12 protein-coding genes and 2 tRNA genes are annotated in these 13,792 nt (G+C 74.3%); 8 read left to right on the forward strand and 6 right to left on the reverse strand.

Features of this window, described 5'->3' with window-relative positions:
- The first annotated feature begins 31 nt into the window (after nt 1-31).
- Nucleotides 32-502 carry a ribose-5-phosphate isomerase gene (locus tag O7598_RS05650; protein WP_269690321.1) on the forward strand — a complete coding sequence of 157 codons (471 nt, stop codon included), beginning with the start codon at nt 32-34 and terminating at the stop codon, nt 500-502.
- 18 nt (nt 503-520) lie between these two features.
- On the opposite strand, the gene O7598_RS31430 is transcribed toward O7598_RS05650, so the two are convergent.
- On the reverse strand, nt 521-829 hold the full coding sequence (locus O7598_RS31430) for a hypothetical protein (protein WP_442929915.1): 309 nt from the start codon (nt 827-829) through the stop codon (nt 521-523).
- Between the two features lie 7 nt (nt 830-836).
- Between O7598_RS31430 and O7598_RS05660 the strand changes: the two genes are divergently transcribed.
- Nucleotides 837-1,007 carry a hypothetical protein gene (locus O7598_RS05660; RefSeq protein ID WP_269695043.1) on the forward strand — a complete coding sequence of 57 codons (171 nt, stop codon included), beginning with the start codon at nt 837-839 and terminating at the stop codon, nt 1,005-1,007.
- Nucleotides 1,008-1,608: 601 nt separating this feature from the next.
- Here O7598_RS05660 and O7598_RS05665 read toward each other — a convergent pair.
- Nucleotides 1,609-2,829, reverse strand: coding sequence for a GNAT family N-acetyltransferase (locus tag O7598_RS05665; RefSeq protein ID WP_269690322.1), 1,221 nt, complete (start codon nt 2,827-2,829; stop codon nt 1,609-1,611).
- Between the two features lie 99 nt (nt 2,830-2,928).
- On the opposite strand from O7598_RS05665, the gene O7598_RS05670 reads away from it, so the two are divergent.
- Entirely contained in the window at nt 2,929-3,459 is a 531-nt protein-coding gene (locus tag O7598_RS05670; RefSeq protein ID WP_269690323.1) for a hypothetical protein, read from the forward strand.
- A 52-nt stretch (nt 3,460-3,511) separates the two neighbouring features.
- On the opposite strand, the gene O7598_RS05675 is transcribed toward O7598_RS05670, so the two are convergent.
- From O7598_RS05675 to O7598_RS05685, 3 genes are all read right to left on the reverse strand, one after another.
- Nucleotides 3,512-4,024, reverse strand: coding sequence for a hypothetical protein (locus tag O7598_RS05675; protein ID WP_269690324.1), 513 nt, complete (start codon nt 4,022-4,024; stop codon nt 3,512-3,514).
- Nucleotides 4,025-4,204: 180 nt separating this feature from the next.
- Nucleotides 4,205-6,316: a M14 family zinc carboxypeptidase gene (locus O7598_RS05680; protein WP_269690325.1), complete on the reverse strand. Its 2,112-nt coding sequence runs from the start codon at nt 6,314-6,316 to the stop codon at nt 4,205-4,207.
- A gap of 86 nt (nt 6,317-6,402) precedes the next feature.
- Entirely contained in the window at nt 6,403-9,375 is a 2,973-nt protein-coding gene (locus O7598_RS05685; protein WP_269690326.1) for an Hsp70 family protein, read from the reverse strand.
- Between the two features lie 124 nt (nt 9,376-9,499).
- Here O7598_RS05685 and O7598_RS05690 point away from each other — a divergent pair, with 124 nt between their 5' ends.
- Together O7598_RS05690 and O7598_RS05695 are read left to right on the forward strand one after the other, a co-directional pair.
- Nucleotides 9,500-10,147, forward strand: a complete 648-nt coding sequence (locus O7598_RS05690) for an MOSC domain-containing protein (protein ID WP_269690327.1) — start codon at nt 9,500-9,502, stop codon at nt 10,145-10,147.
- 44 nt (nt 10,148-10,191) lie between these two features.
- Nucleotides 10,192-11,133 (forward strand): TolB family protein, encoded by a 942-nt coding sequence (locus tag O7598_RS05695; RefSeq protein WP_269690328.1) that lies wholly within the window; start codon nt 10,192-10,194, stop codon nt 11,131-11,133.
- Nucleotides 11,134-11,198: 65 nt separating this feature from the next.
- On the opposite strand, the gene O7598_RS05700 is transcribed toward O7598_RS05695, so the two are convergent.
- Nucleotides 11,199-11,272: transfer RNA gene (locus tag O7598_RS05700), tRNA-Gly, on the reverse strand.
- Between the two features lie 123 nt (nt 11,273-11,395).
- Between O7598_RS05700 and O7598_RS05705 the strand changes: the two genes are divergently transcribed.
- The 3 genes from O7598_RS05705 to O7598_RS05715 all read left to right on the forward strand — a co-directional run bounded on the left by O7598_RS05705 (nt 11,396) and on the right by O7598_RS05715 (nt 13,780).
- Nucleotides 11,396-11,469 (forward strand) — tRNA-Pro (locus O7598_RS05705).
- Nucleotides 11,470-11,618: 149 nt separating this feature from the next.
- Nucleotides 11,619-12,965 carry a trigger factor gene (gene tig, locus O7598_RS05710; RefSeq protein WP_091069588.1) on the forward strand — a complete coding sequence of 449 codons (1,347 nt, stop codon included), beginning with the start codon at nt 11,619-11,621 and terminating at the stop codon, nt 12,963-12,965.
- Nucleotides 12,966-13,138: 173 nt separating this feature from the next.
- Nucleotides 13,139-13,780 carry an ATP-dependent Clp protease proteolytic subunit gene (locus tag O7598_RS05715; protein ID WP_089158260.1) on the forward strand — a complete coding sequence of 214 codons (642 nt, stop codon included), beginning with the start codon at nt 13,139-13,141 and terminating at the stop codon, nt 13,778-13,780.
- The last annotated feature ends 12 nt before the right edge of the window (nt 13,781-13,792 follow it).

Below are 13,792 nucleotides of genomic sequence, written 5' to 3' on the forward strand. Positions count from 1 at the left end.
TTGCGGAGGCGGGCCTGTCAGACTGCGCGGTATGCGCGTCTACCTGGGATCCGACCACGCCGGTTTCGAGCTGAAGGTGCACCTGGCCAACCATCTGGCCAAGCAGGGCTACGAGGTGGTGGACGTGGGTCCGCACGCCTTCGACCCGGACGACGACTACCCGGCGTTCTGCCTGCACACCGGCGACCGGGTGGTCGGCGACCCGGGCAGCCTCGGCGTCGTGATCGGCGGCTCCGGCAACGGCGAGCAGATCGCCGCGAACAAGGTGGCCGGCGTCCGGGCGGCGCTCGCCTGGAACGTCGAGACCGCCCAGCTGTCCCGGGAGCACAACGACGCGAACGTCGTCGCGATCGGCGCCCGGCAGCACACGCTGGACGAGGCCACCGCCCTGGTCGAGGCGTTCCTGACCACGGCGTTCTCCGGCAACCCCCGGCACAGTCGGCGGATCGCCCAGGTGGCCGACTACGAGCAGAGCCGCCGGCTGCCGGAACTGCCCGCCTGACCCGTTCGGCGCGGCCGGTCAGCGTCCGCCGCGGGGCAGTTCCTCGCGGGGCACCCAGTTGCGGCGGACCAGCACCACCCGCGCCTCGGCCTCGGCGAGGTCGTCGTCGGTGGGGCGGGCGGCGTCCCGCGCCCGCATCGCAGCGGTGACGCTCACCTGCGACGATCCCGAGCCGACGAGACCACGCAGTCCTCGTTCGCCTTCGTCGGCGGAGGACGCGCCACGCCGACCCCGTGGTTCGGACTCCGGCTCACCACGTCGGGTGCCGGGCCCCTGCTCGGTGCGTCGGGGACCGTGCGGGGGGCGGGGCGCGACGTCGTCGTGCACCCCGGCCGTGCTCGCGCTCGTCTCCACGGCCGTGCTCGCCCCCGCCGCCCCGGCCGTGTTCGCGCCCGTCTCGCGGGCCGTGTGCGCGCTCGCCGCCCCGGCCGTGCTCGCGCCCGTCTCGCGGGCCGGGTGCGCGCTCGCCGCCCCGGCGCCGACCGCCTCGGTCGTCTCGCCCTGATGCCGCAGTCGCCGCCGCCGTCGCTCCGCCTCACCCACCCACCGACCGTACCGCCCGCCCCGCCCCCGGTCGGCCCGGCGAGGCGACCGCTCCACGATCTTGGAGTTGTGGCGCCTGCGATGTCGGGATCACCCCGGTATCCGAGGTGCCACAACTCCAAGGTCGCCGGGGAGGGGTGGGCGGCACCGGCCTCCGATGCCGTGATCATGAGGTTGACGGCGTTTCTGATCTCCATTGATGCCGTCAACCTCATGATCACCGCCCACTTCCGCCCGCCCCGGCGGGGCCGTCCTTGGGGTTGATCAAGGGGTTTGTGTCGGAGTCGATCTCCGCGGCGACGCGAACTCCTTGATCAACCATCCGCTCCCACTTTGCCGCACGGGAATTGCCGGCGACGTCGACCGTCGCGGTGGCCGGTGGCTGTTGCTTGTGAGGGCTGCAGCCGGGGGGGCGTCTTTTCAAATGGGTCGTCCGACAGTCGGCTGGGACGCCATGGGTGTCTAGCGGGCCATGACACACCCATGCCGTTGCACCCACGCTCAGGGGGCGCGAGCGGTGGGGAGCAAAGCTTGATCATCGGCGGGGCGCGGCGGCGGGTGGGTCAGAAGACCTCCATGGGGGTGGGGGAGCGGTGCCAGGTGAAGGCCGCGGTGGTGGTGGCCAGGGTGTCCGGGATCAGCTCGCGGACCCGGCCGGTGGCGGCCAGCGCGGCCGGGGTCGCGCCGCCCAGGTAGAGCTCCCCGAGCGCGCGGACGTCGCAGGCCAACCCGGCCGGCGCGGTGGTGGCCGTGCACTCCGCGCCGGCCGGCCCGCCGACCAGCCGCCATCGGCCGCTGTTCTCCGGCAGCAGCGGGTCGACGACCTCGACCACCACGTCGACGTCGGCGGCGTAGCGGCGGGCGGCGAGCGCGGCCGGCACGTCCACCATCCGTACCCAGAGCCCGTCGGCGAGTTGCGGGGCGAGTTGGCGGGGTTCGTCGACGAGGCGCAGCAGCGGCTCGTCCACGGCGGCGATCGGGAAGGAGAGCCGCCGGGTCAGGTCGACCGAGAGCAGCAGCCGCCAGAGCGCCAGGTACGCCGCCGGCGTGTGCGCCACCACCTCGGCGACCTGCACCTCGCTGCGGGGAACGCCACCGCTCCACTCGTCCCTGGTGCGGTAGAGCGCGTAGCCGTCGAGCCCGTCCGGCCCGTCGTGCAGCAGCACCCGTCGCGCGGTGGCGCCGCCCCGCAGGCTCTTCACCTCCGCCAGCACGTACGCCCACCAGCGCTCGTCGCGGCGGGACCAGCCGGGGCGGTCGGCGCGCGCCCGTTCGTACAGTCGGGCCAGTTCGCCGGCGTGCGCGGCCGGTCGATCCAGGCGCAGCGTGCCCTCGGCGGGCGTCGGGTCGGGCAGCCGAAGCCCGGTGGTGTCGGCGGACAGCACCAGCCGCTGGGCCGCGGAGCCGTAGCCGAACCGGGGGTAGATGCGGCCCTCGCTGGCCCAGAGCACCGCGACCGGCTCGCGGCGGGCGTCGCGGATCTCCCGTAGCTGCCGGCGCATCAGCCCGCTGAGCAGGCCCCGGCGGCGGTGCGTGGGCGCGACCGCCACCATCGTCACGTGCGCGGCCGGCACGTCCGCCCCGGGCACTGCCAGGTCGCGGCTGAACGCGGCGGCGTGCGCCACCGCCGTCCGGCCGTCGCGGACCAGCAGCGACCGTTCCGGCTCGAAGATCGGACGTTCGATCGCCTGCATCTCGGGATCGAGGTCGTTGTGGAAGGCCAACGCCAGCAGCGCGGCGATCTCGTCGAAGTCCTCGGCCCGGGGCACCACCGCGTCGGTCATCGCCCGTGTGTACCCGATCACGGTGGGGGTCGGCACCCTATTTGCCGGGTGGCTACCCTCGAACCGGAGGCCGACGTCGGTCGAGGGGGAGGACGGAAGATGCCGGACCAGACACAGCCGTGGGCGGAGCGCACCGTGGAGGTGCCGCCCCAGCCGGGCGTGGTGCCCGGGCAGCGGGACGCGTTCCAGCGCGGGGTGGCGGCGGTCGGCCCGCGCCGTACCCCCCGCACCGAGCAGTTCCCCACCGTGGAGCACGGCGACTGGGCCGGCGAGCCGGCGCCGCGCCGGTCGATGAGCTGGCACCTGGCCCAGGCGCGCCGGGGCGGGGAGTGGAGCGCGGCCGGCGCGCTGTTCGCGTTCGTCTGCTGGGGCATCTGGGCGATCTCCGGCCGGGGCAACCTGATCGCTCCGCTGCTCACGTTCGTGCTCAGCCTGCTCACCGCCGTCGGCCTGTTCGCGTTGGCCCGGCTGCTCGGCCGGCTGGTCCTGGAGCGGCAGCTCGGCCGGGTGCGTCGCAGCGCCCGCGGCGCACACATGATCACCGCGCTCTTCCTGGCCGGGGTGGGGGTGGCCTACCTCCAGCAGACCGAGTGGGTGGTCTCCGCCTGGAACTGGGTCACCGGCAACTGAGCCACCCGGCGCGGGTGGGTCGGCAGGACGCCGCCCGCCCGCGCCGGACGGGTCAGAAACTGGTGGTGACCCCGGCCGCCTTGCAGGCGGCGTTGAGGTCCGCGCCGGCCTTCTCCATGGCGGCGCTGTCGGCGGCGGTGCTCGGGTCGGCGGCCTTCGCCGCCTTGGTGTTCTCCGCGCCGAACTTCTTCAGGGCGGTGCCCGCGGCGCCGCCGCCCCCGGTCGCGGCCAGCGCGGTGGCGGTCCGGCCCATCTCGGCCAGGATCTTGGTGACCTCGACATCGGGGTCGCCGCCGGCCTGCACGGCGGAGACGAGCCGCGCCTTCATCTCGTCGCCCGACTTCTTGACGGATTCGCAGAGCCGCTTGTCGCCGGCGGTGTTCGCCGCGGCCGGCGAGGAGGCGGTGGCGGCGGGGGTGGCCGGGGCGGCGGGGGTCGTCGCGGCGGGGGGCGAGGCGGACGTGGCCGCGGGACCCGCCTCGGTGTCGGGGTCCTCGCCGCCGCAGGCGGTGAGCGTCGCCAGGGCGCAGGCCAGGACGACCGGGGCGATACGAGTCTTCTTCACGGGAGGGCACGCTAGCGGACTCCGGCCGCCGGCGGGGGACGGCGGCGGGCGGGTCGGCGTGGTGCCGCCCGCCCGCACGCCCGGTCGCGGTACGCCGCGACGCCGGTCGTCACTCCTCCAGGACGGCGCTCGCATTACCCCGCGCCGCCCGGTTCATCCGTCGCCCGTCGGGATGAGCGGTCAGGGCCTCGCCGACGCGGCCGCGTGGTCGCGGGCCACCCTTACCAGCTCGATCAGGCCGCCGGCGTACTCCTGGGACTCGCCGTGCGCCTCGCCGAAGGGCGGCTGGAAGCCGACGCCCTCCCACTGCCCGGTGGTCTCGTTCCACCTGTCGTTGCCGACCTCGAAGTCCCAGGCGAAGATGCCCAGCTCGTAGTAGAGCTGGTCGGCCGAGTTGCCGGCCGCCGAGTAGAGCACGTCGGCGACCGGGCCGGTCTGCGACGGCCAGGTGACGGTGCCGCGTTCGGCCGCGATGGCGCCGACGATCCGTCGGGCGCTGGCCAGGAACAGCGTGGACTCGTCGATCGACGGGCGCGGCAGGGTGACCCGCCCGTCGGCCTTGTACGCCCCGGGCGGCCACATGAAGTAACCCCCGTAGGAGTGCACGTTCATCGCGAACCTGATGTTGGGGTGCGCCTTGGCCAGGTCGACCACGTTGCGGCTCTCCGGCTCGGACAGCTCCGCCGTGCCGGCGTAGTTGCCGGAGAGGCAGTTGGCGCTGGCGCCCACGTAGCCGTCGAACAGCGACCCGACGGTGTAGTTGCGGTTGACGTCCACGCCCCAGCTGGTGCGGTACCTCGGGTCGCGGGCGGTACCGGTGCAGTGGTTCACCAGGTTCTTGCGCTGGAAGTTGTAGTCGTGGAACGAGTAGTTCGCGCCGTCCGGGTTCACCGTCGGGATCACGAACACGTCCACCTGCTCCAGCAGGCTCCGGGTCGCCGCGTCGGTGCGCGCGTTGGCCAGCAGCCGCTCCGCGAACTCCAGCGTGACCAGCGGCGTCGCCCATTCCCGGGCGTGCTCCTGCGAGTACGCGAGCACCCCGATCCGGGAGCCGTCGCGGTGCTTGCCGATGCGCAGCGCCTGCACGGTCCACGGGCGGGCCGGCACCTCGGCGCCCTGCAACCCGTCGTCGAGGCGTACCGGTCCGGCGACCGGCATGGGCAGCCCGGCCGAGCCGTCCTCCACGGTGGCCCGCAGGCGCGTGCCCTGCCGGGCGTTGATCGCGGCGGCGACGTCGTCGGTGGTGCTGGTCACCTTGCCGGCGGCGTCGGTGGCCAGCGACACGGTGAGCACCCGGTCGCGGTAGCGGACGGTCAGCGGCCGGTCGGCCCGGCCCGGGTCGACGGTGCGCGCCTGTACGCCGTTCATGCCCTGGTCGCCGAAGCGGACCGACTCCACCACCACGGCCGCGGCGGTCGGGTCACCCAGGTACGCGGCGGCGGTGCGGCGGTAGCCCTGGGTGCGGTTCGGCAGGTCGATGACGTCGACCAGGTCGCGGTACTGCCGGCCCAGCCGGGCGATGCGGGCCTTGATGTCGACGGGCGTCAGGTAGGCGTCGATGAAGTCCTTCTGGTAGCCGGCGGGCTGCGGCGGCGGGGCGGCGTTCGGCCAGGGCGACGGGGTGACCGGCCGGCTCGTCCCGCCGAGGCTGGAGGTGGCGGTGAGCTGCACCGGCCGGCCGGGCACCGGCTGCGGCAGCGCGTAGTGGTACTGGTATTCCCCCGAGTCCTCGAAGCGGTAGAGCGGGAAGGAGCCGGTGGCGCCGTCGGCGGTGCGCCAGCTCACCGTGATCTCCACGTCCGGGTCGTCCGTGGCGGTGGTGGCCACCTGGGCCTGCAGGAAGGTCTTCCCGCCGGTGGTCCACCAGTACGCCTGGAGGAACTGGAGGGTGTCGGCCCCGTCGGCGGCGCGCAGCCCGGCGCGGGTGCGGGCCTGGGCGGCGCGGGTGCTCTCGGCGAGCCGCCGGGCGCCGTCGTCGGCGCGTTGCACGATCTGCAGCGCGTCCGCGCCCTGCCGGGTGAGGTCGGCGAGCTGCCGGCCGGTGAGGACGAGGTCGGCGACCGGGTGGCCGTCGCGGGACCGGGGTCGGTTGGCCAGGTCGGCGCCGCCGGCGACCAGGCGGGCGAGCTGCGCCTCGTCGGCGAGTCGTACCCGGACCAGGGCGGTCTCGGCGGGTGCCAGGGTGATCGTGGGAGCGGTCGGCGCGGCCACGCCGGGGTCGGGATGGAGCAGGCCGGCGGTGATCAGGATGCTGGTGGTGGCGAGCGCGGTCCACCGTCGTCGGACGAACACGGGGCCTCCTGACGGACGTCGATCTCTCGAACGTCCAGACCAGTCGAGGCATCGACGACTGTCAAGCTCACTTTCGGTCTCGGCGCTCAGCCGGCGAACCGGTACAGCCGGAACTCCTTCTCCGCGCCGCACACCAGCATCTCGGTGTTCCAGGAGCAGGATTCGCTGCGGATCTGCTGCACCTTCCCCATCTCGACCGGCTTGTCGCCGACCGCGAGGCCGGCCAGGACCCGGTCGTCCTCGTAGCCGCTCGGCTCCTTGTCGAACAGCAGCAGGTTGCCGGCGTCCAGCCGGACCGCCGTCCCGTCGCGGTCGCGCAGCACCGGCTCGCCGTCCGGCGCGAACAGCGTCACCGAGTCCCGGGGCAGGGTCCGCTCCGCCAGCAGGTGCTCGCCGAGTGGGACCAGCCGCGTCGCCTGCGGGGCCGCCCAGTGCCGGCTGCCCTCGCCCTCGGTCACGGCCACCACCTGCGTGCCGTCGGCGCCGGCGCCGGGCACCTCCAGCAGGCACGCGCGGTGCTTGCCGCAGGTGACCAGCGCCTTCACCCGGCTGTCCCGGTCCGTGGCCTCGTAGAGCACGTCGGGCGTGCCGAGGCCGCCCAGGTCGTAGGAGAGCAGCCGCAGCCCTCGGTCGTTCTCCGCCACGTACAGCCGGTCGTCGCGGGCGGCCACCGGGTCGTCGAGGTCGGCCACGTTGCCGCGATCGCGCAGGATCTTCCCGGTCTCCATGGCCAGCACCCGCACCGAACGGTCCGCGCCCACCTGCACCAGCCGGTCGGCCTCGCCGGCCCACGGCGCGAGCGGCGAGCCGTCCGGGTGCGCGGCGCCGTCCAGCGCCGCCCCGGTGCCGACCGGCACCACCACCGTCCGGGCGTCGCCGTACTCGCTGCGCGGGTTGCCCAGCGTCCACCGCTCCCGGCCGTCGTCCAGCCGCAACCCGACCAGCCGGTTGCCGGCACGGTCCAGCCGGACCAGCGTGCCGGCGCCGAGGAAGATCTCGTCGTCGCCGGCGATGCTGGTGTTCCACCGCTGCGCGCCGGTGTCGCCGTCGAGCACCGCCAGCGGGCGGGCCGTGCTCGACCCGGAGGCGTCGGCGAGCACCGCGACGCCGTCGGGCAGGGCCCGGATCCCGGCCCACCGTTCGGCGCTCACCCCGGTCGGCTCCTCCCACAGCTTCCGGCCGGTGGCGGCCTCCACCGCCCGCACCGTGAGCCGGTCGTCCGGCCGTGACCAGGCCAGGTAGGCCCGCTCGCCGAGCGTCGCGGTGAACATCGCGCCGGGCCGTTCGTCGCCCACCGGCACGGTCCCGACCAGCTCCGGCGGGGTGTGGAAGTCGAGCGCCGGGTGCCGGTCCCGGAACACCCACAGCAGCGTCGCGGCGGCCACCGCGACGACCACCAGGCCGGCGCCCGCCGCGAGCCAGCGGCCCCGTCGGCCGCCGCCACGCGCCGCGCCGCCCGCGGGGGCGGAGGACCAGGCTCCGGGTACGCCGGCAGCGCCCGGCCAGCCCTGGGGTACGCCGGCCGCGCCGTGTCCCGGCCCGCCGGGAGGGGCGGACGTCGGGGCGTACCCGGGCGTGGCGTGCGCCGACCCGCCGGGAGGGGCGGACGTCGGGGCGTACCCGGGCGGGGTGGGGCCGGCCGGGTCGGCGACGAGCGTGCCGTGCGGGCCGCCGGCAGCCGCGGTCGTCGCGTCGGCGGCCGGCGTGCCGGACGGGCCGGCCGGGGCGGTGGTCCCCGGCCCGACGGCCGTGCCGTGCGGTCCGACCGCCGCCGTCAGTTCCTCCCCGGCCGCCGCCGGCACGGTGGTGTCCCGTCCCGCCGCCCGGTCGGGTGCGCCCCGGGGTGCCGGCGGACCGGCCGGGGGCGCGTCGGCCGCCGCCGGCACCTGCTGCACCGGCCCCGCGGGCCGGCCGGGTCGCCGTGGCAGTGGCAGGTCGGTCAGCGCGCCCTCGGCGACCGGCAGCTCCGGCTGCTCCAGCACGGTCGGCGCGATGCCCAGCTCGGCGTGCAGCAGCCGGGCCACCAGCGGCACCCGGGTCGAGCCGCCGACCAGGAACAGCCCGGAGAGCTGCTCCGGGCGCAGCCCGGCGGCGGCGGTGACGTCGCGGGTCTCGGCGACCGCGCGGGCGAGCATCGGGGCGGCGAGGCGCTCGAAGTCCGCCCGGGTCAGCGGGACGGCGGCCTCCACGCCCGGCACGGCCACCGGCGCGACCACGGCTCGGGAGAGCATCTCCTTCGCGCCGCGCACGTTGTCCCAGAGCTGCTGCCGGTCCCGCCGGTCGGCGGTGGTCGCCGGCTCGGTCAGCCGCGCCCACTGCCGCGCGTGGCCGGGCCGCACCAGTTCGCCGAGCCGCCCGAGCAGGGCCGCGTCCAGGTCGAGCCCGCCCAGGTCGGCGAGCCCGCCGGTGGCGACGAGCTGGAAGCCCGAGTCGCCCCACGGATCGGCGCCCTCGTTGCGCAGCACCGCCACGTCGAGCGTGCCGCCGCCGAAGTCGAACACCGCCACCGCGCCGCCCACCGGCACCGGCCGGCGCAGCACCTGGGTGTAGTAGCGGGCCGCGGCGACCGGCTCGCGCAGCAGGCGGGTGCCGGGCGCGATCGGCCCGGCGAGCGTGTGCTCGGCCGCCGCCGGCCAGCCGGCGAGTTCCACCGCGTCGTGCAGCACCTGCCGTCGGGCCGGCGCCCAGGCCGCCGGGTGCGTCACCACCGCCGGAGGCAGGTGACCGACCGCGGCCAGCGCCGAGTCGGCGACCGCGCGCAGCGTCGCGGCCAGCAGCTCCGCCGGCCGGTACGCCCGCCCGCGCAGCTCGACGGTCTCCTCGTCGACCCGACGCTTCGGGCTCGGCTCGTAGCCGGCCGGATCGGCCTGGGCCAGCCGTTGGGCGTCCCGCCCGACGTGCAGCTGACCGTCGGCGTCGGCGTACACCCCCGACGGCAGGATCGGGTGCCCGTCCACGAGCACCGGCCGGGTGGTCCCGTCCGGCCGGCGCAGCACCGCCACCGTGTTCGAGGTGCCGAGGTCCACGCCGAGGGCGAAACCGTCCTGCTGGCCTGACATCCGTCGCTACCTCCGGCCGACGCGGGCATGTCCGGCCCGCATCGTACGCAGCCCGCGCAGCCCGGCTCGCCGGGCCGGGAATTCGGTGGCCGGTCGCCCGGTGCGGGCCCTACCGTCGCGGACCATGAGGGTGCTCTCCGTGAACGTTGGCCGACCCCGACCCAACCCCTGGAAGGGGATCGGGGCGACCGGCATCGACAAGCAGCCCGTGGACGGCCCGGTCGCGGTCACCGCGCCCGGCCCGAAGGGCGCCGGCGACGTCGGCCTGGCCGGCGACCGGGTCTACGACGTGGCCCACCACGGCGGCACCGACCAGGCCGTCTACGCGTACGCCCGGGAGGACCTGGACCGCTGGCAGGCCGAGCTGGGCCGGTCGCTGGGCAACGGCAGCTTCGGCGAGAACCTGACCACCGCCGGCCTGGACGTGAACGGCGCACTGATCGGCGAGCGGTGGCGGATCGGGGCGGACGTCGTGCTGGAGGTGTCCTGCGCGCGCATCCCGTGCGGCACGTTCCAGGGCTGGCTGGGCGAGCAGGGTTGGATCAAGCGGTTCACCGCCGCCGTCGTGCCGGGGGCGTACCTGCGGGTGATCTCGCCCGGCAGCATCGCCGCCGGTGATCCGGTGGAGGTCGTGCACCGGCCCGACCACGACGTGACGGTGGCGTTCCTGTTCCGCGCGGTGACCTCGGAGCCGGAGCTGCTGCCCCGACTGCTGGTGGCCGACGCCCTGCCGGCGGACGACCGGGAGCGGATCCGCCGCCGGCTGTCCTGACCGTCCGGTCCGATCCGAACCCGTCACCGGCCATCGGAGGGCACATGTCCGACCGTGAGTACGACGTCGACCTGGACGTCCTTCCGCACCGGGCGGTGGCGCGCACACCGGTCCTGCTCCCTCTCGTCGGCGGGCCCGGGAACGTGGCCGTCGCCCTCGATCCGGAGACCGGCGGGTTCGTCTACCCGCCGGCCCTGTTCGGGACGAGCCGCCTCGTGCTCGCCCTCGCTCCCGACGGCCGGACGGCAGCCGTCGTCGACGTGGATCCGTTCCCGGCGTCGCCCGTCGTGGGGCTGCATGATCTGGCCACCGGCCACGAGCGATGGTTGGCGTCGGACGAGCGTGAGTCCTCGGACCACCTGGCCCAGTTCTCGCCGGACGGGACGGCGTTGGCGGTGTTGACGACGGCCTCCGACCCCGACGACGACGACCCGGAGACCGGCGGCCTGACGGTGGTGAGCGTGATCGATCTCGCCGGTGGCGTGCGGCGGCGGCTGTGGACGCGGTCGAAGGGTGGCTGGTCGGCGGAGAGTGGGATCGGGTGGTCGCCGGACGGGCGGCGGATCGCCGCGACCCACCTGCGTGCCACCGACGAGGACGACGATGCGATCGTCACCGTCGTGCTGGACCTGACCGGTCGCGAGATCGCCCATCTCGACCAGGCGGACCTGGTGCCACCGACCAACGCCGCATGGGTCGACGAGGACCACGTCGTCTGCCGCTTCTGGCAGGACGACTCGTGGCCGCACGTCAGCGTCGACGTCCGCGACGGCGGCCGGATGCTCGTGGGCGACGGCGCCGCCCCCTTGGCCGGTGCCGGGCAGCGGGTGTTCTTCCGCGGCCACCCGGAGGCGGGACCGGCCCCGACCCTCTACGCGGCGAACCGGGACGGGTCGGACCCGCGACCGTTCCTGACGCTGCGGGGCCCGGCCACGCTCCAGGGGTGCCTGCTGGCCGGCGACCCGACGGGCCGGCCTCCCCGGTAGGGGGCGGCACGGATGCCGGACCACCCATGGTCAGCTTCCGGCTGATCCACCCGGGTCTGTTCTCGTGGAGCGGGCGACGGGAATCGAACCCGCGTAGTCAGTTTGGAAGACTGAAGCTCTACCATTGAGCTACGCCCGCGAGCGCCTCGCTGTCGCGGGGCGCGCCAGACAGCCTACCGAATCCCGGAGCCGGGCGCGCAGCGCCCACCCGCGCCCCGGTCACCCACACGGGGGTCCGGACGGCATACACTCGTCGTTGCCACGGGGTGTGGCGCAGCTTGGTAGCGCACTCGCTTTGGGAGCGAGGGGCCGTGGGTTCAAATCCCGCCACCCCGACTGTCGTTCGCGACCGGATCGTCCCGGGAACCGCCGGTTTCTCCGCGTGGTGCCCGGGCCCTGCCGATGCCGCAGGCCGACTCGCCTACACTCGATGCGCGCAATCACGCCCCAGACTTCAACACCCTGATCCGTCAAGGAGTACGCCTGTGAAGAGCACCGTCGAGACTCTGAGCCCGACGCGCGTGCGGCTCGCCATCGAGGTGCCGTTCGTCGAGCTCGAGCCGAGCCTCAGGAAGGCGTACCGGGAGATCGGCCAGCAGGTCCAGGTTCCCGGCTTCCGCCGGGGCAAGGTTCCCAGCGCGGTGATCGACCAGCGGGTGGGCCGGGGGACCGTCCTCAACGAGGCGATCCAGGAGGCCATCCCGCAGAACATCCTCGCGGCGGTCCGCGAGCACGACCTGAAGACGCTCGGCCGTCCCGAGGTCGACATCACCGAGTTCAACGACGGTGACTCGCTCAACTTCACCGCCGAGGTCGACGTCCGGCCGGAGATCACCCTGCCGGACCCGGCCACCATCGAGGTGACCGTCGACGAGATCGAGATCGCCGACAGCGAGATCGACGACCAGATCGGCAGCCTCCGCGAGCGGTTCGCCACGCTGAAGACCGTCGAGCGGGCCGCCCAGGAGGGCGACTTCGTCCAGATCGACCTGAACGCCACGGTCGACGGCGAGGAGGTCCCGGGCGGGTCGGCGAGCAACATCTCGCACGAGGTCGGCAGCAAGCAGCTCCTGCCGGGCCTGGACGAGGCGCTGGTCGGCCTGGCCGCCGGCGACAGCACCACCTTCACCACCCAGCTGGTGGGCGGCGACTACGCCGGCCGTGACGCCGACGTGGCGGTGACCGTCCGCACGGTCAAGGAGAAGGAGCTTCCCGAGCTCGACGACGACTTCGCGCAGATGGCCAGCGAGTTCGACACGATCGAGGAGCTGCGCGGCGACCTGCGCGAGCGGGTCACCCGCGGCAAGCAGGTCGAGCAGATCTACGCCGCCCGGGACAAGGCCCTCGAGCAGATGGTGGCCGCCGCCGAGGTGCCGGCGCCGGAGGGTGTCGTCAAGGAGGAGGTCGAGAGCCGCAAGGCCGCGATGGTCGACCAGCTCGAGCGCATCGGCGCCTCCATGGAGGAATACCTCGCCGCGGAGGAGAAGACCGAGGAGCAGATCGACGCCGAGCTGACCGAGGCGGCGACCGACGGCGTCAAGATCCAGCTCCTGCTGGACACGCTGGCCGACGCGGAGGACGTGCAGGTCTCCGACGACGAGTTCGGGCACGAGATCGTGCACCGGGCGCAGCGCGCCGGCATGGCTCCGCAGCAGTACTACGACCAGCTGGCCCGCTCCGGCGCCGCCGCGGCCGTCTTCGGCGACGTCCGCCGGGGCAAGGCGCTCGCCGCGGTGATGGAGAAGATCAAGATCAAGGACGCGGCGGGCAACGAGGTCTCCCTCGACGCGCTGCGGGCCCAGAACGAGGCCGAGCACGACCACCAGCACTGATCGTCAGGCGACGGCCGCCGTCCCGCGCTGCGCGCCGGGCGGCGGCCGAAACCCTTTCCGGGGTACGCCGAGCGGGTGACTGCGCTGAGAGCGAACAGTGCCCCGACCGGGAGTGCGCCCGGAGGCGGAGCGGTTAGTGTCGGACAGGACGGTACGGAGAGCGAAGGGCTGCCATGACCGACATGCACATCCCCAAGAAGTCGCTCCGGGCGATCGAGGCCCGCGGTGGCGACTCCATTGGCAACCTCGACGACTCGGTCTACAACCGGTTGCTCAAGGAACGGATCATCTTCCTGGGCAGTGAGGTGAACGACCAGGTGGCCAACCGCATCTGCGCGCAGCTGCTGCTGCTCGCGGCGGAGGACCCGGACCGCGACATCTTCCTCTGGATCAACTCGCCGGGTGGCTCGGTCTACTCCGGCATGGCGATCTACGACACCATGCAGTACATCGACAACGACGTGTCGACCGTGGCGATGGGCATGGCCGCCTCCATGGGCCAGCTGCTGCTCTGCGCCGGCACCAAGGGCAAGCGTTACGCCCTGCCGCACGCGCGGATCATGATGCACCAGCCCTCGGGCGGCCTCGGTGGCACCGCGTCGGACATCGCGATCCAGGCCGAGCAGATGCTCTACACCAAGCGGATGTTCCAGGAGCGGGTGGCGCACCACACCGGCCAGTCCCAGGCCCAGATCGAGGCGGACTCGGACCGCGACCGCTGGTTCACCGCCCAGGAGGCCATGGACTACGGCTTCATCGACAAGGTGATCATCGGGGCCGCGCAGGTTCCGGATGGCGCCGGGACCCTGAGCTGATCGAGGAGCTGA

The organism is Micromonospora sp. WMMC241, from assembly GCF_027460165.1.
Classification (GTDB): Bacteria; Actinomycetota; Actinomycetes; order Mycobacteriales; family Micromonosporaceae; genus Micromonospora; species Micromonospora humi.